We start from the raw sequence: 20,090 nt of genomic DNA, 5'->3' as shown, positions 1-20,090 counted from the left end.
AGCGATGAACACCCCCCATGTCGTCGTGGTCATGGGCGTCGCGGGCACCGGCAAGACCACCATCGGTCCCCTGCTCGCGGCCCGGCTCGGCGTCCCGTACGCCGAGGGCGACGACTTCCACCCGCCGGCCAACATCGCCAAGATGTCGGCCGGCACCCCGCTCACCGACGAGGACCGGTGGCCGTGGCTGGACGCCATCGGCGACTGGGCGGACGGGCGGGCGGGGCTCGGCGGGGTGGTCAGCTGCTCGGCGCTGAAGCGGTCGTACCGCGACCGGCTGCGCGCCGCCGCTCCCGGGCTCGTCTTCGTGCACCTCGCGGGCGACCGCGCCCTCATCGAGGACCGCATGTCCCACCGCCAGGGGCACTTCATGCCGACCGCGCTGCTCGACTCCCAGTTCGCCACCCTCCAGCCCCTGGAGAGCGACGAGGCGGGAGTCGTCGTGGACGTCGCCGGCAGCCCCGAGGAGATCACCGCCAGGGCGGCCAAGGCCCTGACCGAGATCCCGTAACCCCCTTAACCCCCCGCAGCACCCCTCCCCCCATCCCCGTACCTGCAAGGGAATCCCCGTGACCAGACTCAGCGTCGAGATGCTGGCAGCGGACCCCGTCGAGCCCATCACCTCGGCCGGTCACGCTCAGCTGGGCATCGCAGTCCTGGCGGGCATCGCCGTCATCGTCCTGCTCATCACCAAGTTCAAGCTCCACGCCTTCCTGTCGCTGACCATCGGGTCACTGGCGCTGGGCGCGTTCGCCGGAGCACCGCTCGACAAGGCCATCACCAGCTTCACAACCGGCCTCGGCACCACCGTCGCCGGCGTGGGCGTGCTGATCGCGCTGGGCGCGATCCTCGGCAAGATGCTCGCCGACTCCGGGGGCGCCGACCAGATCGTCGACACGATCCTCGCCAAGGCGGGCGGCCGGTCGATGCCGTGGGCCATGGTGCTCATCGCCTCGGTGATCGGTCTGCCGCTGTTCTTCGAGGTCGGCGTCGTGCTGCTGATCCCGGTCGTGCTGATGGTCGCCAAGCGCGGCAACTACTCGCTCATGCGCATCGGCATCCCGGCCCTCGCCGGTCTGTCCGTGATGCACGGCCTGGTCCCGCCGCACCCCGGCCCGCTGGTCGCGATCGACGCGGTCAAGGCCGACCTCGGTGTCACTCTGGCCCTCGGTGTCCTCGTCGCGATCCCGACCGTCGTCATCGCCGGTCCGCTGTTCTCGCGGTACGCGGCCCGCTGGGTCGACGTCCCGGCCCCCGACAAGATGATCCCGCAGCGCGCCTCCGAGGACCTGGAGAAGCGTCCCGGCTTCGGCGCCACGCTGATCACGATCATGCTGCCGGTCATCCTGATGCTCTCCAAGGCGCTCGTCGACATCGTCATCGACGACAAGGAGAACACCACCCAGCGCGTCTTCGACGTCATCGGTTCGCCGCTGATCGCCCTGCTCGCCTCGGTGCTCCTCGGCATCTTCACGCTGCTGCGGCCCGCGGGCTTCGGCAAGGACCGGGTCTCCGGCCTGGTGGAGAAGGGCCTCGCGCCCATCGCGGGCATCCTGCTGATCGTCGGCGCGGGCGGCGGCTTCAAGCAGACGCTGATCGACACCGGCGTGGGCGCGATGATCCTGGACATCTCCAAGGACTGGTCGATCCCGGCCCTGCTGCTGGCCTGGCTGATCGCCGTGGCCATCCGCCTGGCCACCGGTTCGGCGACCGTCGCGACCGTCTCCGCCGCGGGGCTCGTGGCCCCGCTGGCCGCCGACATGTCGACGACCCACGCGGCCCTCCTGGTCCTCGCCATCGGCGCCGGCTCGCTCTTCTTCAGCCATGTCAACGACGCCGGGTTCTGGCTGGTCAAGGAGTACTTCGGCCTGAACGTCGGCCAGACCATCAAGACCTGGTCCGTCATGGAGACGATCATCTCGGTGGTCGCGGGCGGCATCGTCCTGCTCCTCTCGCTGATCATCTAGGGATATGGGGCCTACGCCGATGAGTCACCCTCTGTTCGACATCAGCGGCAAGACCGCCCTGGTCACGGGCTCCAGCCGCGGCATCGGCCGCGCGCTGGCCCGGGGCCTGGCGGAGGCCGGCTGCACGGTGGTCCTCAACGGGCGGGACGGCGAGCGGCTCTCCAAGGCCGCCGCCGAACTGACGGCCGAGCTGACGGCCGAGGCCGGACTGCCCGGCGACCGCGTCCACACCGCCGTCTTCGACGTCACCGACGGCGCCTCCGTGGCCGCCGGGATCGCGGACGTCGAGGAACGCGTCGGACCGCTCGACATCCTGGTCAACAACGCGGGCATGCAACTGCGCGCCCCGCTCCTGGAGTTCACCGACTCCGACTGGCACCGCATCCTGGACACCAACCTGACCAGCGCCTTCCTGGTCGGCCGGGAAGCCGCCCGGCGGATGACGGAACGCGGCCACGGCAAGATCGTCAACATCTGCTCGCTCCAGAGCGAGGTGGTCCGCCCCGGCATCGCGCCCTACGCGGCCACCAAGGGCGCGCTGAAGATGCTGACGAAGGGCATGTGCGCCGACTGGGGCCCGCACGGCGTCCAGGTCAACGGTCTCGGCCCCGGCTACATCGAGACCGAGCTGACCCAAGCCCTCGTCCAGGACGAGGAGTTCAGCGCCTGGGTGCGGCGACGCACTCCGGCGGGGCGCTGGGGCCGCACGGAGGACCTGGTCGGCGGGGTGCTCTTCCTCGCCTCGCCCGCCGCGGACTTCGTCAGCGGGCAGATCCTGTACGTCGACGGCGGAATGACGAGCGTGCTGTGATGACTCTTGGTTGTGTGACCCTCGGTTGTGTGATCCACGGGCAAGGCGACCTGCGCGTCGAGGAGTTGACCGTCCCCGAGCCCGGTCCCGGTCAGGCTCTCGTCGCCGTCCGGTACGGCGGGGTCTGCGGCTCCGACCTGCACTACTGGCGGCACGGCGGGGTCGGGGACTTCCGGCTCAAGGAGCCGATGGTGCTCGGGCACGAGGTGGTCGGGACGGTCGTCTCGTACGGTGCCGGTGCGTCAGGTCCCGCTCCCGGTACGGCCGTTGCGGTGCACCCCGCCACGCCCTGCGGGGTCTGCCCGGAGTGCGCCGACGGGCGGCGGAACGTCTGCCGGGACACCCGCTACCTCGGCAGCGCGGCCCGCTTCCCGCACGTCCAGGGCGGGTTCGCGGCCCAAGTGGTCGTGCCCGCCCAGCAGTTGAGGGCCATCCCGGAGGGGCTCGGACTCCGCCGGGCCGCTCTCGCCGAGCCCCTGTCCGTCGCGCTGCACGCGGTGCGGCGGGCCGGGGAGGTCGCCGGGAAGCATGTCCTCGTCACCGGTGCCGGGCCCATCGGGTGCCTGGTGGTCGCGGCGGCGAAGGCGGCCGGTGCGGCCCGGGTGACGGTGACGGACCTGCTGCCGGAGGCGCTGCGGTACGCCCAAATCGCCGGCGCCGACACCGTCGTACGGGCCGATGATCCGGAGGATGCCGGGTGGCCGTCCGAGGTGGATGTGGCCGTCGAGGCCTCCGGGGTTGCCGCCGGTCTGGACACGTGTCTGCGGCTGGTGCGGCGCGGGGGTGTGGTGGTGCAGCTCGGGATGTTGCCGTCGGGGCAGTCGCCGTTCGCCGGGAATCTGGTCGTGAGCCGGGAGATCGAGCTGCGGGGGGCGTTCCGTTTCGACGGGGAGTTCGACGCGGCGCTGGCACTGCTCGCCGCCGAGCCGTCGTTCGACGGGCTGGTCAGCGCGGTGGTACCGGTGCGGGAGGCGGAGTCGGCGTTCGCGCTGGCGGCCGACCGGAGCGTCTCCTGCAAGGTGCTGCTCGACTTCGGGGACTGACCCCGCTCTGACCTCGCCCCGCACTTCGATATCTGAATGCGCTTCCCTGGCGGCGCGCCCGGCCCGATGATGGGAGGCCCCTGGGAAGGGCGTCCCAGGGGTCGATCGTGTCGGGGGGCGTGATGGCGGTTTCCCTCGGGATGCGCGTCTCGGGGCTGCTCGTGGTCGGAGCGGTGGCGGTGGCCGCGGCGGCGTTCACGAGTGACGGAAGGGGTACGCCGGACAGCGGCTACGGCGGGGGCAGGATCGTCACGGTCGGCCCGTCGGACAGTGCTCCGGCCGGGCGTACGGCCGCACCGGCGCCGCCCGTCGTCTCCACCCGGCCGAAGGCCGACGGGCATGTGAACAGCCCCGCCGTCACGTCCCCGCCTGCGGTCGGCGGGAGTTCCTCCCCGTCTCCCTCCTCCTCTCCGAGCGACAGGCCTCTGGAGATTCCCTCCTGGCTGCCGCCCGGTCCCGACTCCCCTGACACCGACGGGGTTTCGGACGCGTCCAGTCTGTACGACCGGCTGCGGGCGCCGACCGCGTGCGGGGCCGCGCTCGACGCGCTGCCGAAGGAACCGGCGGACGTGGAGGGGCAGTTGCTGCGGGGGCTCGCGTCCGCCTGTCTCGCCGTCCAGGGCGAGGGCGGCAGCTGGGAGACGGCGGCGCGGGACTTCGCCGGGCTCGCGGGGAAGTCCGACACCTGCAAGGGGCGGGCCGCGTACACCGTGCTGGGCGGGCTGCTCGACTTCCATCGGCGGCATCCCGGCGCGACCGTGCGGCTGAAGGCCTCCTCCGGTGCTACGCCCGCGTGCGCCTACCGGATCGCGGGGGTGGCCGCGGGGGACGACGGGGAGGCGCGGCCCGGAGAGACCGTCGGCGTCGAGCTGGCGGGCACGTACTTCGACCACGCCGAACTGCTGCGGGACGGGCAGGTGTTCATCGACGGTCAGCAGGTCGCGGGGCCGCTCGTGCTCGCCTCCGAGGCGGGTGACCATATGGTGCTGAACGTGGTGGTGCCGGTGCTGGAGGGGCTGCCGAAGGCCGTGGACGTGGCCGTCCGGTTCGGGGGTGCCGAGGTGCGGGCGGAGGACGCCTTCAAGGTCGTCGCGCCCGCTCCCGTCATATCCGAGTCGCCCACCGGGTCCGAGTCCGGGTCACCGTCGGTGTCAGTCGCGCCGTCCGTCTCGGGGACGCCACAGGGGGTGTTCCCGCTCGGCCCACTCCCGGCTGACGGTCCCCGTCCGCAGGCCGCGCCGGGCCTCCGGGTCCCCTAGGGCCATGCCGATGTGGCCGGCGAGGACGATGCCGATGGTCAGCGCCAGCCAGTCGTGGACGAAGGTCGCGCTGGTGCGCCACTGGATCGGGGTGAGGTGGGTGAACCACATCAGCAGCCCGGTGCCGAGCATCACCAGGGTCGCGCCGGCGATCCAGGCGGCGTAGACCTTCTGCCCGGCGTTGAACTTGCCCGCGGGACGGGACACGCGGCGCTTGTCGCGGCGCAGGGCCGCGCGCAGCCAGACCTTGTCGTGCGGGCCGAAGCGGTTCAGGAAACCCAGGTCGGCGCGGAAGTGGCGGGAGGCGAGGCCCAGCAGGGCGGGGACCGGCAGGGCGAGGCCCGCCCACTCGTGGACGCGGACCACCAGCTCGCGGCGGCCGACGAGTTCGGCGAACTCGGGGATGTAGAGGAAGGCCGCGGTGAGCACGCAGACGCCCATCAGGGCCGCGGTCGTGCGGTGCACCCAGCGCTGGCTGCGGCCGAAGCGGCGTACGCGCGTCTCCGACGGCGCCTCAGCTCGTAGGCTCATCGTCCCGTCCGTTCGACTTGCCGACCCAGGCGTCGACGTCGTAGCCGCGGTCCTCCCAGTAGCCGGGCTCCACGTCCTCGGTGACGGTGATGCCGGAGAGCCACTTGGCGGACTTGTAGAAGTACATGGGGGCGACATAGAGGCGGACCGGGCCGCCGTGGCTGTGGCCGAGGTCCTTGTCCTGCATGCGCAGGGCGACCAGGACGTCCGCGCGGCGGGCCTGGTCGAGGGTGAGGCTCTCGGTGTAGGTGCCGTCGAAGCAGCTGAAGCGGATGGCGGTGCCCTTCGCCTGGACTCCGGCGGTGTCGAGGAGGTGGGAGAGGCGTACGCCCTCGAAGGGGGTGTCCGGGACCCGCCAGCCGGTGACGCACTGGACGTCCTTGACCATCCGGGTCTGGGGCATCGAGCGCAGGTCGTTCAGGGTGTAGGTGGCCGGGCGGTCGACGAGGCCGTCGATCTTCAGGCGGTAGTTCGAGGCGTTCTTGTGCGGGACGGAGGAGGCGACCGAGTAGTAGCGGAAGCCACCGCCGTTGGGGAGCAGGCCGGTCAGGCCGGTGGGGTCCTTGTCGGCGGCGCTGCCCAGGAAGGCCTCCAGGCCCCGTTGCAGGGTGGGGGCGGCGACCACACCGAGGGCGCCCAGGCCGAGGGTGCCGAGGAGGACGCGGCGGCCGATGGGGCGGCCCGCCTCCTCGGGTTGTTCGGAGTTCACCCATCCATTCGAACACCCGCGAGCCCTGGCGGACCAGGGTTCGCGGGTGCTCGTCAGACTTCCGTAACCAGTTCTTACGCCGGTCTCAGGAAGACGCCGCCTTGTCCAGCTGGAACGCCTCGTTGCCCAGGCCGATCCGGGCGTGCGCCTCGGGGGCGCGGGCGCGCAGGTACAGGCCCTGGAGCAGGCCGACGACCAGGGCCAGGGCGATGATGCCGGGCAGCAGCCAGCTCAGGGACGAGCCCGGGCCCGAGCCGACCAGGACGTCGAAGTCCTTCACCGTGTAGACGGCGATGACGAGCAGGGCGGTCCCGGCGAGCGCGGCGGTGGCCAGGCGCCAGGCCTGGGCGCCGGCGGCGCCGCGGCGGACGAAGAAGACGATCACCGAGAAGGAGGCCGCCGCCATCAGCAGGATCACGCCGAGGGCGCCGATGTTGCCGCCCCAGGTGAACAGGTGCAGGACGGGCTCGGTGGGGTCGCCGGTCGGCTTGTCGTCGGCGATCGCGAAGGCGCCGACGATCACGACCGCCACGGCCGTCTGGAGCAGGGAGCCGGTGCCGGGGGCGCCGCTGGAGCCGGTGGTGCGGCCGAAGGCGGCGGGGAGCAGGCCCTCGCGGCCCATGGCGAAGGCGTAGCGGGCGACGACGTTGTGGAAGCTGAGCATGGCGGCGAACATGCCGGTCACGAACAGGACGTGCAGGACGTCGGTGAAGGTGCCGCCGAGGCGGGCGTCGGTGAGGCCGAACAGGAGTCCGGCGCTCTGCTTCTGGGACTCGCCGACGATCGCGGAGGGGCCGGTGGCGACGGTGAGGGCCCAGCAGCTGAGCGCGAAGAAGACGGCGACCCCGCCGACGGCGAAGAACATCACGCGGGGCACGAGGACGTGCGGGCGGCTGGTCTCCTCGGCGTACACGGGTGCCTGCTCGAAGCCCAGGAAGGCGGCGATGCAGAAGCACAGGGCGGTGCCGACGCCCGCGCCGGAGAGGGTGTCCGGGTTGAAGGCGTGCAGGGACAGGCCCTCCTTGGCCGGGTCGGCGACGGCGGCGATGTCGAAGATGACGACCAGGGCCATCTCGATGACGAGCAGGACGCCGAGGACCTTCGCGTTGACGTCGATCTTCAGCCAGCCGAGCGCGCCGACGGCGAGGGCGGCGACCAGGGACGGTATCCACCAGGCGATCTGGAGGTCGGCGTAGGTGGCGAACAGGCCGGAGACCTCGAAGCCGAAGATGCCGTAGATGCCGACCTGGAGGGCGTTGTAGGCGACGAGGGCGACGAGCGCCGCGCTCGCTCCGGCGGTGCCGCCGAGGCCGCGGGAGATGTACGCGTAGAAGGCGCCGGCGTTGTGGACGTGCCGGCTCATCTCGGCGTAGCCGACGCTGAAGAGGATGAGGACGGCGCCGAGGACGACGTAGAGGAGGGGCTGTCCGACGATGCCCATCACCGCGAATGTGGTGGGCATGACACCCGCGACGACCATGAGGGGGGCGGTCGCGGCGAGGACGGAGAGCAGCAGGCCTCCGGTGCCGAGGCGGTCGGCGCGCAGGGCCCGCTCCTGGCCCTTGTACGTACTGATGCCGTCGCCGGCGCTGGCTCTGCTCGTGGTCATCGGGACCGTCCTTACGTGGGCTCGGGGGTTCGGGGGCGTTACGCCGTGCCGAGCGCGCTGTCGCGGGCGGCACGGAAGGCGGGGTACGGGGCGCGGTCGGGGTAGGACCAGGGGGCCGGGGTGGCGTGCTCGCCGATGCGGTGGAACAGGGCGGCGGCCTCGGCGCCCCGGCCCTCGCAGACCTTGGCGTGGGCGAGGAAGTTGAGGTCGACGAGCCGGCGGGGGTGCCCCTCCTGCCCCCACTCCAGCCACCAGTCGAAGGCGGCCTTCATCACCTGGCGGGCCCGGCGGCCGACCCAGTGGCCGGAGGCGGCCGGGTCGGGGGGCTCGTGGCCCGCGAGGGCCAGGACGCGGTAGCGCTCCGCGTGCGCGACGACCGGGAGGACGGCGAGCGGGGAGTCGGCGGGGGCCTGCTCGGCGGCCCAGTTGGCGAAGTCGTAGACCGCGTGGAGGGGGTCGGGACCGGCGTCGGCGCGGTGCTCGGCGAGGCGGGCGACCATCAGGTGGTGGGCGTGATGGTGATCGGCGTGCCGACGGCGGACCTCCTCGAAGATCCGGACGGCGCCGATGGGGCCGACGGCGGAAGGACCGACAGTGCCGGGGCCGAGGCCAGGACCGACCGCGCCGGAGCCGCTAGTGCCTCGGCCGCTGGTGCCGGGGCCGACGGCAGGACCGACCGTGCCGGAGCCGGCAGTGCCAGGGCCGACGTCGCCCGGATCGACGCTGCCGTCTTCCAGCATCAGCAGGCCGAGCCAGGGGGTGGGGTCGCCGGGGGCGCGTTCGGCGGCGGTGCGGCAGGCCTCGCGGGCGGTGGCCGGCTTCTCCTTGCCGCGCAGGGCGCGGTGGACCTGGGCGAGGGCGAGCAGGACGGCGGCGTCGGCGGACTCGGGTTCGGCGAGCAGCCAGTCGCGGGTCCAGGCGGCGCTGTACGGCTCCTGGGCGAGGACGGTCACCCGGTGGCCGCGCAGGTCCCACTCGTCACCCGTGTGCACGAGCAGGGAGCGGGCGGCCTGCCAGCGGCCCTGGGCGAGCGCGGCGCGGGCGGAGACGAGTTCGGCGTCGTCGAGGGCGGCGTCGAAGGACTGGGCCGCGCGGCGGCGGCCGCGGCCCAGCGGGGGCGGGGGTGGAGACACCGCGGAGACTTCCTCACGCGACGTTGCTCGACGTCGAAGTTCGGTTCTGTGGGCAAGTGGTCACGGACAGCAAACCCGCAGCCAACGCTTTCCGTCAAGGCCGAGACAGGCGTTACACGGTTCAACTTCCGTTACTGATGGGGCAGTTGTGATCAAGGAGGTCGGGCCGCACGGCACGTATGCGGCACATATGTGGCGTACGCCATGGCGCGGTGCGGTCCGTCGCCGCACCATGGCGGGACGGTCGTCCGGGGTGACCGAGTCAACTTCCCGGTTCCGGGTACTCCAGGGAGCAAGCCTGGCCCAAGGGCGCTACAGTCAGCCCCTAACCCGCCCCGTAGCCCGGCCCAGTGATCGAGGTACGCAGCGTGTCGCTTCTTGTTCTGGTTCTCGCCGTGAGCGCCGCCTGCTGCCTGGGCTTCGGCTTCGTCCTCCAGCAGAACGCGGCTCAGCGGGCACCCCTGAACGACTTCCTGTCACCCCGGCTGCTCCTGGACCTCGTGAAGGTCCCGCGCTGGCTCGGCGGTATCGGACTGATGGTGGCCGGCATGGTCCTCGGCGCGATCGCGCTGGGCCAGGGCGAGATCTCCCTCGTGGAACCCCTGCTGGCGACGAACCTGCTGTTCGCGATGGCCCTCTCCCGCCACCAGACCAAGCAGTCGCTGGGCCGCCAGGGCTGGGCGGGGCTGCTGCTCCTCGCGGGCGGCGTGACGGCGTTCATCGTCGCGGGCGAGCCGCGCGGCGGTACGGCGGTCTCGGACCCCTTCCGGCACTGGCTGATCATCGGCGCGATGATCGGACTGGCGCTCCTGCTCACGACGTACGCGAAACGGTCCAGGCTGGTCGCCGGCCCGGCCCTCCTCGCGGTCGCGGCGGGCCTGCTGTACGGCGTCCAGGACGCCCTCACCCGGGTCAGCGGCGAACGCTTCTCCGAGGGCGGCCTCATGCACGTCCTCACCGGCTGGCAGCCGTACGCCGTGCTGGCGCTGGGCGTGACCGGCCTGGTCCTCGTCCAGAGCGCCTTCGAGACGGCGTCCCTCCGCATGTCCCTGCCCGCCCTGACCGCCGCGCAGCCGCTCGCCGGGATCATCTGCGGCGTGGGGTTCCTGGGCGACCGGTTGCGCACGGACACGGGGGCGCTGGCCTGGGAGGCGGCGGGGCTGGCCTCCATCGTGGTGGGGATCGTGCTGCTGGGGCTGCATCCGGCGATGCCCTGCGGGGCGGTGGAGCGGCCGGTGCGGGCGCGGGATCTTCAGCCGAACTGACTTCCCGCGGAGCATCGGCCAGGGGTCGGCGGCACCGAAAGCCCCTGCTTGGATGGGCCCATGAGCTCTGCTGACGAGATCCTCGACATCGTCGACGAGAACGACCAGGTCATCGGGCAGTCCCCACGCGGTGAGGCGTACGCCAAGGGGTTGCGGCACCGGTGCGTCTTCATTCAGGCGCGGGACGCCGAGGGGCGGTTGTTCGTTCATCGCCGCACCCCCACCAAGCTGGTCTTTCCCTCCCTGTACGACATGTGGGTCGGCGGGGTCGTCGGCGCGGGTGAGTCCTATGACGACGCGGCGCTGCGGGAGGCGGAGGAGGAGCTGGGGGTGTCCGGGCTGCCGTCCCCCGAGTTCCTCTTCAAGTTCCTCTACGACGACGGGGCCGGGCAGACCTGGTGGTCGTCGGTGTACGAGGTGCGGTGCGAGCTGCCGGTGAATCCGCAGGTCGAGGAGGTGGCCTGGCACGACTTCCTGCCGGTGGAGGAGGTCGAGCGGCGGCTGGCGGAGTGGGAGTGGGTGCCGGACGGGCTGGACGCCTACGCACGGCTGAAGGAGTACCGCGCACACCGTTCGGATACGTCTCGCTAGAGTCACCGGGTGATCGATTTCGCACGTAACGTCCGGCTCTGGTTCGCGCCCGAGGAGGTCCGGGAGGAGGGCAGTACGCCCGACTACCGGTTCTCGCTCGCCAATGAACGCACCTTTCTGGCCTGGCTGCGTACCGCGCTCGCGCTCATCGGTGGCGGGTTCGCCGTGGATCAGTTTCTGCCGGATCTGCGGTGGGGGTGGCGGGTGGGGCTGGCGCTCGCGCTGCTGGGTGCCGGGGTGCTGTCCTCGTTGCGGGCCGTGAATCACTGGATGCGGTGCGAAAGGGCCATGCGGCGGGGTGAGGATCTGCCGATGTCGCGGTTCCCGGCACTGTTGAGCGTCGTGGTGGCGGTCGTCGCCGTGGCGATGGTGTTCGTCGTGCTCGTGGGGTGGGAGGGGTGAGCCCCGCCGATGCCGCTGATGGCGCAGACGCCGCGCAGGAGCGGGACCCCGGGCTCCAGCCCGAACGTACCCGCCTCGCCTGGCGTCGTACGACCCTCTCCGGCACCGTCTCCGCCGTGCTCGCCGTGAAGACCGCGCTGCACGGCGGGCCGTCCGCCGGCGGGATCGTCGCCTGTGCCCTGGCGTGTGTCCTGTGGCTGGGCTTCCTGCTGCTCGCGCACCGGCGGATCCGCGCGCTCTCCGCCGCCGGAAGCCCCGCCGCGCTCGCCCCGCGGCACGCCACGGCGGCCGTGCTGTGCACCGTGGCGATGGCCGTCTGCGGAGCCGCGCTGGCCCTCTAGACGGCCTCCGCTTCCGTCTCTTCCTCCGCCTCAGCCTCTACCTCTGTCTCTGTCTCTGTCTCTGTCTCTGTCTCCCAGTCCACCGTCACCACGATCTTCCCCCTGGTCCGCCCCTCCTGGTTCAGCGTCTGCGCCTCCGCCGCCCGCTCCAGGGGGAACGTCTCCGAGACATGCACCGACACCACACCCTGTTCGGCGAGTTCGGACAGGCGTCGCAGGTCCTCGGCGTCGGGGCGCACCCAGTAGTAGCGGCCGCCGTAGCCGACGACCTCGCCGTCCGCGATGGAGACCAGGCGGCCCTCGGGAGCGAGGAGGTTGGCCGAGACCGTGAGGGTCTCGCCGCCGATCGTGTCGAAGGCCGCGTCGACGCCCTCGGGGGCAAGGCCGCGGACCCGTTCGGCCAGGCCCTCGCCGTATGCGACGGGCTCGCCGCCGAGGGCCCGTACGAAGTCGTGGTTGGCCGGGCTCGCCGTACCGATGACACGGGCGCCGAAGTGCCGGGCCAGCTGCACCGCGATGGAGCCGACGCCGCCCGCCGCCGCGTGCACCAGGACCGTCTCGCCGCGCTTGATCCGGAGGGCTTTCACCAGCACCTGGTACGCCGTGAGCCCGACCAGCGGGAGTCCGGCCGCCTCCTCGAAGGAGAGGTTGCGGGGCTTGCGGGCGAGGGTGCGGACCGGGGCGGCGACGTACTCGGCGAAGGTGCCGCGGGAGAGGAAGTCCTCGCGGACGTATCCGATGACCTCGTCGCCGACCGCGAACTCCGTGACGGACACCCCGAGTCCGACCACCACCCCGGAGACGTCCCAGCCGGGGACCACCGGGAAGACGGGGTCGAGGATGCGGTCGAGGTGGCCCTCGCGGCAGTGCCAGTCGACCGGGTTGACCGCCGCCGCCCGGACCTTGACCAGCACCGCGTCGACCCCGACCTTGGGGTCCCGGACCTCCCCGTATGCGAGGACCTCGGGGCCGCCGTAGCGTGAGTAGCTGATGCCCTTCATGGCACCGACCCTCCGGGGTACTCGGACGCCACGCAAGCGGGATGCCCGGATATGCGGCGTTCGCGTGGCAGCCTGTCCGACGTCATCGGCAAGACCCAGGTTTCTCCGAAGGTGAGCACCATGAGCACCACCCTCCACCAGGAACACGCCTCCCACGCGCACACCCACGGCCCCGACTGCGGGCACACCGAGGTGCCGCACGGGGACCACGTCGACTACGCGCACGACGGTCATCTGCACCGCGAGCACGGCGGCCACTGGGACGAGTGCGAGCCCGACGGGCATGTTTCGCACGAGGGTCATGAGCACCGGCACGGCCAGGACTGCGGCCATGAGAGCGTGCTGCACGGCGACCACGTCGACTACCTCCACGACGGGCACCGGCACGCCCCGCACGACGGCCACTGGGACGACCACTGAGCAGGCACTGAGCAGGCCGTGACCTGACCTCGCCCGGCCGAGAAGCATCGCCGACAGCTCCCCGTCGTATCTCGCGGGGAGCTGTCGGCCTATCGTGGTTCAGATCACGTTCGCGCCCCGCACTGGACGGCATACCGACCGGTCGGCATGATGAGTCATGTTCCGTTCACCTGCCCGTAGGAGCGAAGCATGAGCCCCGACCACCCGCCCGGACTCGACCTCGATCGGCTGCGCGTCCTGCTCGACCGCGAGCGGCCCGGCCTGGTCCAGGGTTCCCTGACCGGCCGGCTGATCGAGGGCGGGCGGTCGAATCTGACGTACGCGGTCTCCGACGGCACGTCCAAGTGGGTCGTACGGCGTCCCCCGCTCGGCCATGTCCTGGCCACCGCGCACGACATGAAGCGCGAGCACCGGGTGATCAGCGCGCTGCACCCGACGAACGTGCCGGTGCCGCGGCCTGTGCTGCTGTGCGAGGACGAGGAGGTGCTGGGGTCGCCGTTCTACGTCATGGAGTTCGTGGAGGGCACCCCGTACCGCACCGCCGACCAGCTGTTCCCGCTCGGCCCGGCACGCACGCGTGACGCGGTCCTGGGGCTCGTGGACACCCTGGTCGAGCTGCACGCGGTGGACCCCGCCGAGGTGGGCCTCGCGGACTTCGGGCGTCCCGAGGGCTTCCTGGACCGGCAGTTGCGGCGCTGGGGCAAGCAGCTGGACGCCTCCCGCAACCGTGATCTGGCCGGCATCGACGAGCTGCACGCGGCGCTGGGGCGGCAGTTGCCGGCCTCGCCGACGGCGACCGTGATCCACGGCGACTACCGGCTCGACAATGTCCTGATCGGGGACGACGACCGGATCAAGGCCATCCTCGACTGGGAGATGTCCACGCTCGGCGATCCGCTCACCGACCTGGGCCTGCTGGTGATGTACAGCCTGCCGCTGGGCGCGCCGGACTCCCCCGTCTCGACCACCGCCGAGGCCCCGGGCCACCCGGATCCGGCCGAACTGGTCGCGCGGTACGCGGAACGCTCGGGGCGTGATGTCTCGGCGGTCTCCTGGTACACGGCGTTCGCGTGGTTCAAGCTCGCCGTGATCCTGGAGGGCATCCACTACCGCTACACCCTGGGACAGACGGTCGGCGCGGGCTTCGACCGCATCGGTGACCTCGTCCCCGTCTTCATCTCGCACGGCCTGACCACCCTTCAGGAAGGCTGATCCGCCATGGACTTCGCGTTCGACGCGCGCACCGAGGAACTGCGCGCCAAGCTGCTCGCCTTCATGGACGAGTACGTCTACCCGGCCGAGGCCGTCGCCGAGGAGCAGCGCGACCGGCTCGCCTCGCCGTGGGACACCCCGGCCGTGGTCGAGGAGTTGAAGGCCGAGGCGCGCAGGCAGGGGCTGTGGAACCTCTTCCTGCCGGACTCCGAGTACGGTGCCGGGCTGACCAACCTCCAGTACGCGCCCCTCGCCGAGATCACCGGGCGTTCCCCGCAGTTGGCGCCGACCGCGCTGAACTGCGCGGCGCCGGACACCGGCAACATGGAGGTGCTCACCCAGTTCGGGGACGAGCAGCAGAAGAAGCAGTGGCTGGAGCCGTTGCTGGCCGGTGAGATCCGCTCGGCGTTCGCGATGACCGAGCCGGAGGTGGCCTCCTCGGACGCCACCAACATCACGACGTACATCGAGCGCGACGGCGATGACTACGTCATCAACGGCCGCAAATGGTACATCTCCGGGGCGATGAACCCGGACTGCAAGATCTTCATCGTGATGGGCAAGACGGACCCGGACGGGGCGGACATCCGCCGTCAGCAGTCCATGGTGCTCGTGCCGCGCGACACCCCGGGCGTCACCGTGAAGCGGGCCATGAAGGTCTTCGGGTACGAGGACCACTACCACGGCGGCCACGCCGAGGTGATCTTCGACAACGCGCGCGTGCCGGTGTCAAATTTGATCGGCGAGGAGGGCGGCGGCTTCGCCATCGCGCAGGCCCGCCTCGGTCCGGGCCGGATCCACCACTGCATGCGGCTGATCGGCATGGCCGAGCGGGCGATCGAGCTGATGTGCAGGCGGGCGGTGTCCCGTACGGCCTTCGGGAAGGCGCTGGCCCAGCAGGGTGTCGTGCACAACTGGATCGCCGACGCGCGCGTGACCGTCGAGCAGCTGCGGCTGCTGGTCCTCAAGACGGCCTGGCTGATGGACACCGTCGGCAACCGGGGCGCCCACACCGAGATCCAGTCCATCAAGATCGCCACTCCGCGTGCGGTCGTCGACATCATCGACCGGGCGATCCAGCTGCACGGCGCGGGCGGGGTGAGCCAGGACTTCCCGCTGGCCGAGCTGTACGCCGGGGCGCGGACGCTGATGATCGCGGACGGTCCCGACGAGGTGCACCAGCGGTCGCTGGCGCGGCGGGAGTTGAAGAAGTACCTGTGAGCCGCTGGGGCCGGTGGGGCGTGCGCGCCCCACCGGCCCCGCTCCCCCGAGGTGATGGTCAGCTGGGCTGGGTGGTCGCGCTCAGCGTCCAGCCCTGACGGCACGAGTGGCCGAACACGCCCACGTCGCAGCCCTCGACACGGAAGGTGTAGGCACCGGTGGTCTGCTGCCGCACCCGCACCCGGCCGGAGGTCCCGCCGCCCACCTCACGCTGGGTGCCGTTCGGGTCGGCGGCGCTGGTGTAGCGGACCAGGAAGCTGTCGTAGGAGTACGGGCTGGTCGTCCCCCAGTTGAAGTAGGCGTAGCCGGCGTCCTGCCACGCGGCGACGACCATGTTCCGCCCCTGGCGCGGCGACCAGGTGACGGTGCCGTAGTCGAAGTACTGGCGCTTTCCGGCGTAGACGTTGTTCAGGTACACGTCCCTGGTGCCGGTGGTCGGGCAGCCGAGCCAGCCATTGGCCCCGCCGAGCGCGTTCCAACGCCCGTTGATGTGCGGCTCGTTCACCGCGATGCCACACGCGGCCCGGGCCTGTACGGGCTCCGTCGAGGTGTGCGCCGCGGCCGGTACGGCGGCCGTGCCGCCCAGCGCGAGCAGGGATCCCAGGACGACGCCGGTCAGACGCCGGTTCAAAGACAGCTTGGACATTCGTTCTCCCCCGTGATGTCCGGACTCCCCCGTGGTTTCCGGTCGGTCCCCCTGAGCATCGCGCCCCGGGCGGCCGGGAGTTGAGAGGGATCCGGCGGGCGGTCCCCGGAACTTCTCCCGGGTGGACCGGGAACGGTTCCCATGACACCCGGGCCACCGGGCCGGGACGATGGGGTGCATGACGGACCGGCAGGGGCGGACCCGGCGGCGCACCGCGGCGGTGTACGCGCTGCTCGGCCTTGCGCTCGCCCAAGTCGTCGTGGGCGCGACCGCGTTGGCGGTGGCCGGGGTCTCGCCGGCCGACATCGTGCGCTACGACATGGTCGTCGACATGGCGGTCGCCTTCTCCTACTCGATCTGCGGCGCGGTGATCGCGCTGCACCGGCCGCGCAATCCCATCGGCTGGCTGCTCATCGGGTACAGCCTCGGGCACGCGTTCACGGGCCTGTCGATCGGGCTCGGGGTGGAGGGGCTGCGGCTGGGCTGGCCGCCCGATGTGCTGCACGCGCTCACCACGGTCGGGCGGCACACCTGGATCGTCGCGAGCTCGTGGGCGTTCGTCTTCGTGTTCTTCCTGTTCCCCGACGGACGCCTGCCCGACCGCCGCTGGCGCTGGGTCCTGGCCCTCCAACTCCTGTCCTCGCCGATCGACTTCGCGGTCTGGGCGCGGGACGACTGGGGGCTGTTCCAGGGGACGCCCGCGCAGCCGTCGTATCTGCCGGTGCCGGACGGCTGGCTGCCGCTGCTGAGACATCTGGAGACCGGGAAGGCGCTGCTCGTCCTGACCGGTGTCTTCGCCGTGATGTCCCTGCGCTACCGGCGCGGCGGGGAGCAGGACCGGCGCCGGATGCTGTGGCTGATCGCCGGGATGACCCCGCTGGCGCTGAGCGTGCTGCTCCAGCTCATGGGCCTCCCTCCGATCTACACCTCGTGCTGCACGCTCGCCCTGCCGGTCGCCATCATGATCGCCGTGGTCCGCCACGAGCTGCTCGACATCCGGCTCGTCGTCTCGCGGAGCCTGCTGTACGGCGCGCTCACCGTCGGCGTGATCGCCGCGTACATCGGCCTCGTCACCTTCGTCCAGTCCCTGCTCGGCCCGCTGCCCCGGCTCCTCGGCCCCGCGCTGGTCACCGTCAGCCTCGCGGTCGCCTTCGAGCCCGCCCGGAGGCTGTTGCAGCGCATGGTCGACCGGGCGCTGTACGGCGACCGCCACGACGCGGTACGCGCCGTCTCCCGCATCGGCGAGCGGCTCGCGGGCACCGGAGTGGCCGCGGTGCCGGAGGCGGTGGGCGAGGCGCTGCGCCTGCCGTACGTCTGCGTGGAGTCGAAGTCGGGCGGCGGGAACGGGAGTTGGGGCGCCCCGGGCGGGCCCGTGCACACCGTGCCCCTGGACTACGACGGCCGTACCGTCGGTGCGCTCGTCGTCGGCCTGCGCCCCGGCGAGCAGCAGCCGGCGCCCGCCGATCTCGCCGTCCTGGAGCTGCTGGCCGTACCGCTGGCGGCCGCCCTGCACGCCACCGACCTGACCCGGCAGCTCCAGCACTCCCGGGAACGGATCGTCGCCGCCCGCGAGGAGGAACGCCGCCGCATCCGCCGCGATCTGCACGACGGGCTCGGACCGACGCTCGCCGGAGCGGCCTTCCAGGCGGACGCGGTACGGAATCTGCTCGCCTTCGACCAGGAGCGCGCGTCGGGCCTGCTGGCCGAGCTACGGGCGGAGATCGGGGGCGCGGTGGGCGAGGTGCGCCGCCTGGTGGACGGGCTGCGGCCACCGGACCTGGACCAGCTGGGCCTGCTCGGCGCGTTGCGGGAACGCGCGGCCCGCTTGTCCTGGCGCCCCGACGGCACCGAACTGAAGGTGCGGATCCGCGCCCCGGAGTCCCTCCCCGCCCTCCCCGCCGCGGTCGAGGTGGCCGCCTACCGGATCGCGGTCGAGGCCCTCACCAACGCGGCCCGTCACGCCCGTGCCTCCCAGGTGGAGCTCCGCATCGAGATCGGCGAGGGGCTGCGCCTTGAGGTGTGCGACGACGGCACACCGGTGAACGGGGATGCCGGCTGGCGGCCGGGCGTGGGTATCACGTCGATGCAGGAGCGCGCGGCGGAACTCGGCGGCCGGTGCGTGGCCGACCGGGGGCGGGTGACGGCGACGTTGCCGCTGGGAGGGAGGGTGTGATGGCGGAGTCGGCGGACGGGGTCGGTGGGGGCGTGAGGGCGGAGTCGGCGGAGAGAACCGGCGAGGGGGCGAAGCCGGGGCGAGCGGAAGGGACCGGCGAGGGGGCGGTGCCCCAGCCGACGGACAGAAGCCTCGCGGCCGCGAGAGCACGGCCAGCGGACGGGCCCGGTGAAGGTGCGATGACCCAACCCACGGACAGAAGCCACGCAGGTGCGAGAACGCGGCCGGCGGGCGGGCCCGGTGACGGTGCGATGGCACAGCCGACAGAGAGAACCCGCACGGGCGTGGTGGCGGGCCGAGCGGAAAGGGTCGGTGAGGGTGTGGTCGGGGAGATGGTGGAGGGGGCCGGGGCCGACGCGTTGCGGGTCGTGTTGGCCGATGATCATCCCGTGGTCCGTACCGGGCTCGCCGCGCTGCTGGAGTCCGTGCGGGACGGGAGTCCGGCGGTCAAGGTGGTCGGGGTGGCGGCCAGTGGGCGGGAGGCCGTGCGGGCGGCGGTGACGCTGCGGCCGCAGGTGATGGTGATGGACATCCGGATGCCCGACCAGAACGGCATCGAGGCGACCCGGGAGATCGGCCGGGTGGCCCCGTCGGTGGCGGTGCTGATGCTCACCATGGTCGAGGAGGACGACTCGGTGTTCGCGGCGATGCGGGCGGGCGCCCGGGGTTATGTGCTGAAGGGGGCGGGCCAGGACGAGATAGTGCGCGCGATCCGGGCGGTGGCCGCCGGTGAGGCCATCTTCGGCCCGGGCGTGGCACGCCGCGTCCTGAGCCAGCTGGGCCGCCCGCTCCCCCGCCCCGACCCGTGCCCGACCCTCACCCCGCGCGAACGGGACGTCCTCCTGCTGATCGCCGAGGGCCAGCCCAACGGGGTCGTGGCCGCCAGGCTCGGCCTGTCCCCCAAGACGGTCAGCAACCACATGTCGGCGGTCCTGGCGAAGCTCGGCGTCGCGGACCGCGCCGAGGCGGCTACGTGGGCCCGGGAAGCGGGACTGGGCCCGGCTCCGGAGGTCTGAGGGGGCGGTGCGAAGTCACCTGCGGCCCAGCGGCGCCCCGACAGGGGCGCGGGGAACTGCGCGACAAGCCACGAGGGCGCCGCTGACGAAAGACGACGCCACCTCGCCGTCAGGGACGCAGTGCTCGCAGCAGCAGGTCCGCCAGATGGTCCGCGACCTCCTGCGGGCTCATCGGCCCGTCGGGGCGGTACCAGGTCGACAGGTGGTGGACCGAGCCGAAGTGGTAGTCGACGACGAGGTCGGCCGGGGTCGCGGTCGAGAAGACGCCGGACCGCTGCCCCTCCTCCACCAGCGCGCGGAACTGCTCGTGGTAGCGCCGCCGCTCCGCCCGCACCTGCTTGTTCTTCTCCGGGCTCAGATGGTGCATGGACCGGAAGAAGATCGACGCGTCGTCGAGGTTCTCGATCGTCGTCACGACGACATCCGCGGCGGCCCCCCGCAGCCGCTTCTCGATCGGCTCGTCGGAGCTGGAGAAGGCGTCGAGGCGCTCCTGCTGAACGCGCAGCACGCGCGCGTACACCTCGTGCAGGAGGTCGTCCTTGGAGCCGAAGTAGTGGTACAGCGCCCCCTTGGTGACGCCGGCCGCCTCGACGATCTCCTGCACGGAGGTGCGGTCGTAGCCCTGTTCGGCGAAGAGCCGGGTGGCGGCGGCCAGCAGCCGCTGCGGGACGGGCGTACCGTCCCCGTCCGTCGTCCTGGCCACTCTGTCGCCACCTGCCCTTCCGTTCACTGCCGCTCGT

General features: G+C 72.0%; 21 protein-coding genes. 14 read left to right on the top strand and 7 right to left on the bottom strand.

The genetic code is table 11. The features are described from left to right. The first annotated feature begins 4 nt into the window (after positions 1-4). The 5 genes from ABZ928_RS24380 to ABZ928_RS24360 all read left to right on the top strand — a co-directional run bounded on the left by ABZ928_RS24380 (position 5) and on the right by ABZ928_RS24360 (position 5,080). The gene (locus ABZ928_RS24380; protein WP_361522667.1) at positions 5-511 is read left to right on the top strand and encodes a gluconokinase; all 507 of its coding nucleotides are present in this window, start codon (positions 5-7) and stop codon (positions 509-511) included. 58 nt (positions 512-569) lie between these two features. After that, positions 570-1,967, top strand: a complete 1,398-nt coding sequence (locus ABZ928_RS24375; protein WP_361522664.1) for a gluconate:H+ symporter — start codon at positions 570-572, stop codon at positions 1,965-1,967. 19 nt (positions 1,968-1,986) lie between these two features. Next, the gene (locus ABZ928_RS24370) at positions 1,987-2,778 is read left to right on the top strand and encodes an SDR family oxidoreductase (protein ID WP_361522661.1); all 792 of its coding nucleotides are present in this window, start codon (positions 1,987-1,989) and stop codon (positions 2,776-2,778) included. Further along, complete coding sequence (locus tag ABZ928_RS24365; protein WP_361522658.1) at positions 2,778-3,821, top strand: L-idonate 5-dehydrogenase; 1,044 nt, start codon at positions 2,778-2,780, stop codon at positions 3,819-3,821. The genes ABZ928_RS24370 and ABZ928_RS24365 overlap by 1 nt, the downstream gene beginning before the upstream one ends. A gap of 122 nt (positions 3,822-3,943) precedes the next feature. Next, positions 3,944-5,080, top strand: coding sequence for a hypothetical protein (locus tag ABZ928_RS24360; protein WP_361522655.1), 1,137 nt, complete (start codon positions 3,944-3,946; stop codon positions 5,078-5,080). On the opposite strand, the gene ABZ928_RS24355 is transcribed toward ABZ928_RS24360, so the two are convergent. The 4 genes from ABZ928_RS24355 to ABZ928_RS24340 form a co-directional block, all read right to left on the bottom strand. After that, on the bottom strand, positions 4,973-5,611 hold the full coding sequence (locus ABZ928_RS24355; RefSeq protein ID WP_361522652.1) for a cytochrome b/b6 domain-containing protein: 639 nt from the start codon (positions 5,609-5,611) through the stop codon (positions 4,973-4,975). The genes ABZ928_RS24360 and ABZ928_RS24355 overlap by 108 nt on opposite strands. Next, a complete protein-coding gene (locus ABZ928_RS24350) occupies positions 5,595-6,320 on the bottom strand; it encodes a molybdopterin-dependent oxidoreductase (RefSeq protein ID WP_361522649.1) in 726 nt (241 codons plus the stop codon). Before ABZ928_RS24350 ends, ABZ928_RS24355 begins: the two co-directional genes overlap by 17 nt. Positions 6,321-6,405: 85 nt before the next feature. Next, on the bottom strand, positions 6,406-7,929 hold the full coding sequence (locus tag ABZ928_RS24345) for an APC family permease (RefSeq protein ID WP_361522647.1): 1,524 nt from the start codon (positions 7,927-7,929) through the stop codon (positions 6,406-6,408). Between the two features lie 38 nt (positions 7,930-7,967). Further along, positions 7,968-9,062 carry a hypothetical protein gene (locus ABZ928_RS24340; RefSeq protein WP_361522644.1) on the bottom strand — a complete coding sequence of 365 codons (1,095 nt, stop codon included), beginning with the start codon at positions 9,060-9,062 and terminating at the stop codon, positions 7,968-7,970. Positions 9,063-9,430: 368 nt separating this feature from the next. Here ABZ928_RS24340 and ABZ928_RS24335 point away from each other — a divergent pair, with 368 nt between their 5' ends. Genes ABZ928_RS24335 through ABZ928_RS24320 form a run of 4 tightly spaced genes read left to right on the top strand, consistent with a single transcriptional unit; the run spans position 9,431 to position 11,661 of the window. Further along, the gene (locus ABZ928_RS24335; RefSeq protein WP_361522641.1) at positions 9,431-10,327 is read left to right on the top strand and encodes a DMT family transporter; all 897 of its coding nucleotides are present in this window, start codon (positions 9,431-9,433) and stop codon (positions 10,325-10,327) included. Positions 10,328-10,387: 60 nt separating this feature from the next. Then, complete coding sequence (locus tag ABZ928_RS24330) at positions 10,388-10,918, top strand: NUDIX domain-containing protein (protein ID WP_361522638.1); 531 nt, start codon at positions 10,388-10,390, stop codon at positions 10,916-10,918. A 9-nt stretch (positions 10,919-10,927) separates the two neighbouring features. Further along, positions 10,928-11,320, top strand: coding sequence for a DUF202 domain-containing protein (locus ABZ928_RS24325; RefSeq protein WP_361522635.1), 393 nt, complete (start codon positions 10,928-10,930; stop codon positions 11,318-11,320). After that, on the top strand, positions 11,317-11,661 hold the full coding sequence (locus tag ABZ928_RS24320; protein ID WP_361522632.1) for a DUF202 domain-containing protein: 345 nt from the start codon (positions 11,317-11,319) through the stop codon (positions 11,659-11,661). Before ABZ928_RS24325 ends, ABZ928_RS24320 begins: the two co-directional genes overlap by 4 nt. Here the strand turns inward: ABZ928_RS24320 and ABZ928_RS24315 are convergent. Then, on the bottom strand, positions 11,658-12,662 hold the full coding sequence (locus tag ABZ928_RS24315) for an NADP-dependent oxidoreductase (RefSeq protein ID WP_361522629.1): 1,005 nt from the start codon (positions 12,660-12,662) through the stop codon (positions 11,658-11,660). The genes ABZ928_RS24320 and ABZ928_RS24315 overlap by 4 nt on opposite strands. A 120-nt stretch (positions 12,663-12,782) precedes the next feature. Here ABZ928_RS24315 and ABZ928_RS24310 point away from each other — a divergent pair, with 120 nt between their 5' ends. The 3 genes from ABZ928_RS24310 (at position 12,783) to ABZ928_RS24300 (ending at position 15,515) form a co-directional block, all read left to right on the top strand. Beyond that, the gene (locus tag ABZ928_RS24310; protein WP_361522626.1) at positions 12,783-13,082 is read left to right on the top strand and encodes a hypothetical protein; all 300 of its coding nucleotides are present in this window, start codon (positions 12,783-12,785) and stop codon (positions 13,080-13,082) included. Positions 13,083-13,271: 189 nt separating this feature from the next. Continuing rightward, positions 13,272-14,294 carry a phosphotransferase family protein gene (locus tag ABZ928_RS24305; protein WP_361522624.1) on the top strand — a complete coding sequence of 341 codons (1,023 nt, stop codon included), beginning with the start codon at positions 13,272-13,274 and terminating at the stop codon, positions 14,292-14,294. A 6-nt stretch (positions 14,295-14,300) separates the two neighbouring features. Then, positions 14,301-15,515 carry an acyl-CoA dehydrogenase gene (locus ABZ928_RS24300; RefSeq protein WP_361522622.1) on the top strand — a complete coding sequence of 405 codons (1,215 nt, stop codon included), beginning with the start codon at positions 14,301-14,303 and terminating at the stop codon, positions 15,513-15,515. 58 nt (positions 15,516-15,573) lie between these two features. Here ABZ928_RS24300 and ABZ928_RS24295 read toward each other — a convergent pair whose 3' ends face one another. After that, the gene (locus ABZ928_RS24295) at positions 15,574-16,161 is read right to left on the bottom strand and encodes a hypothetical protein (protein ID WP_361522619.1); all 588 of its coding nucleotides are present in this window, start codon (positions 16,159-16,161) and stop codon (positions 15,574-15,576) included. Between the two features lie 178 nt (positions 16,162-16,339). Between ABZ928_RS24295 and ABZ928_RS24290 the strand changes: the two genes are divergently transcribed. Both ABZ928_RS24290 and ABZ928_RS24285 read left to right on the top strand, forming a co-directional pair. Next, positions 16,340-18,334 carry a histidine kinase gene (locus tag ABZ928_RS24290; protein ID WP_361522616.1) on the top strand — a complete coding sequence of 665 codons (1,995 nt, stop codon included), beginning with the start codon at positions 16,340-16,342 and terminating at the stop codon, positions 18,332-18,334. 332 nt (positions 18,335-18,666) lie between these two features. Continuing rightward, on the top strand, positions 18,667-19,350 hold the full coding sequence (locus ABZ928_RS24285; RefSeq protein ID WP_361523416.1) for a response regulator transcription factor: 684 nt from the start codon (positions 18,667-18,669) through the stop codon (positions 19,348-19,350). Between the two features lie 109 nt (positions 19,351-19,459). Here ABZ928_RS24285 and ABZ928_RS24280 read toward each other — a convergent pair whose 3' ends face one another. Beyond that, positions 19,460-20,053 carry a TetR/AcrR family transcriptional regulator gene (locus tag ABZ928_RS24280; RefSeq protein WP_361522613.1) on the bottom strand — a complete coding sequence of 198 codons (594 nt, stop codon included), beginning with the start codon at positions 20,051-20,053 and terminating at the stop codon, positions 19,460-19,462. Positions 20,054-20,090 lie beyond the last annotated feature (37 nt).

It is taken from the genome of Streptomyces sp. NPDC046909 (assembly GCF_040644695.1).
Lineage (GTDB): Bacteria > Actinomycetota > Actinomycetes > Streptomycetales > Streptomycetaceae > Streptomyces.
The sequence above is the reverse complement of the archived record's forward strand: the minus strand, read 5'-3'. Positions and strand labels throughout refer to the sequence as shown.

Excerpts from the sequence above, each read along its gene's own strand:
- ABZ928_RS24380 (WP_361522667.1), top strand. The coding sequence starts at position 5 with ATGAACACCCCCCATGTCGTCGTGGTCATGGGCGTCGCGGGCACCGGC.
- ABZ928_RS24370 (WP_361522661.1), top strand. The coding sequence starts at position 1,987 with ATGAGTCACCCTCTGTTCGACATCAGCGGCAAGACCGCCCTGGTCACG.
- ABZ928_RS24365 (WP_361522658.1), top strand. The coding sequence starts at position 2,778 with ATGACTCTTGGTTGTGTGACCCTCGGTTGTGTGATCCACGGGCAAGGC.
- ABZ928_RS24360 (WP_361522655.1), top strand. The coding sequence starts at position 3,944 with ATGGCGGTTTCCCTCGGGATGCGCGTCTCGGGGCTGCTCGTGGTCGGA.
- ABZ928_RS24355 (WP_361522652.1), bottom strand. The coding sequence starts at position 5,611 with ATGAGCCTACGAGCTGAGGCGCCGTCGGAGACGCGCGTACGCCGCTTC.
- ABZ928_RS24345 (WP_361522647.1), bottom strand. The coding sequence starts at position 7,929 with ATGACCACGAGCAGAGCCAGCGCCGGCGACGGCATCAGTACGTACAAG.
- ABZ928_RS24330 (WP_361522638.1), top strand. The coding sequence starts at position 10,388 with ATGAGCTCTGCTGACGAGATCCTCGACATCGTCGACGAGAACGACCAG.
- ABZ928_RS24315 (WP_361522629.1), bottom strand. The coding sequence starts at position 12,662 with ATGAAGGGCATCAGCTACTCACGCTACGGCGGCCCCGAGGTCCTCGCA.
- ABZ928_RS24310 (WP_361522626.1), top strand. The coding sequence starts at position 12,783 with ATGAGCACCACCCTCCACCAGGAACACGCCTCCCACGCGCACACCCAC.
- ABZ928_RS24305 (WP_361522624.1), top strand. The coding sequence starts at position 13,272 with ATGAGCCCCGACCACCCGCCCGGACTCGACCTCGATCGGCTGCGCGTC.
- ABZ928_RS24300 (WP_361522622.1), top strand. The coding sequence starts at position 14,301 with ATGGACTTCGCGTTCGACGCGCGCACCGAGGAACTGCGCGCCAAGCTG.
- ABZ928_RS24295 (WP_361522619.1), bottom strand. The coding sequence starts at position 16,161 with ATGTCCAAGCTGTCTTTGAACCGGCGTCTGACCGGCGTCGTCCTGGGA.
- ABZ928_RS24290 (WP_361522616.1), top strand. The coding sequence starts at position 16,340 with ATGACGGACCGGCAGGGGCGGACCCGGCGGCGCACCGCGGCGGTGTAC.
- ABZ928_RS24285 (WP_361523416.1), top strand. The coding sequence starts at position 18,667 with ATGGTGGAGGGGGCCGGGGCCGACGCGTTGCGGGTCGTGTTGGCCGAT.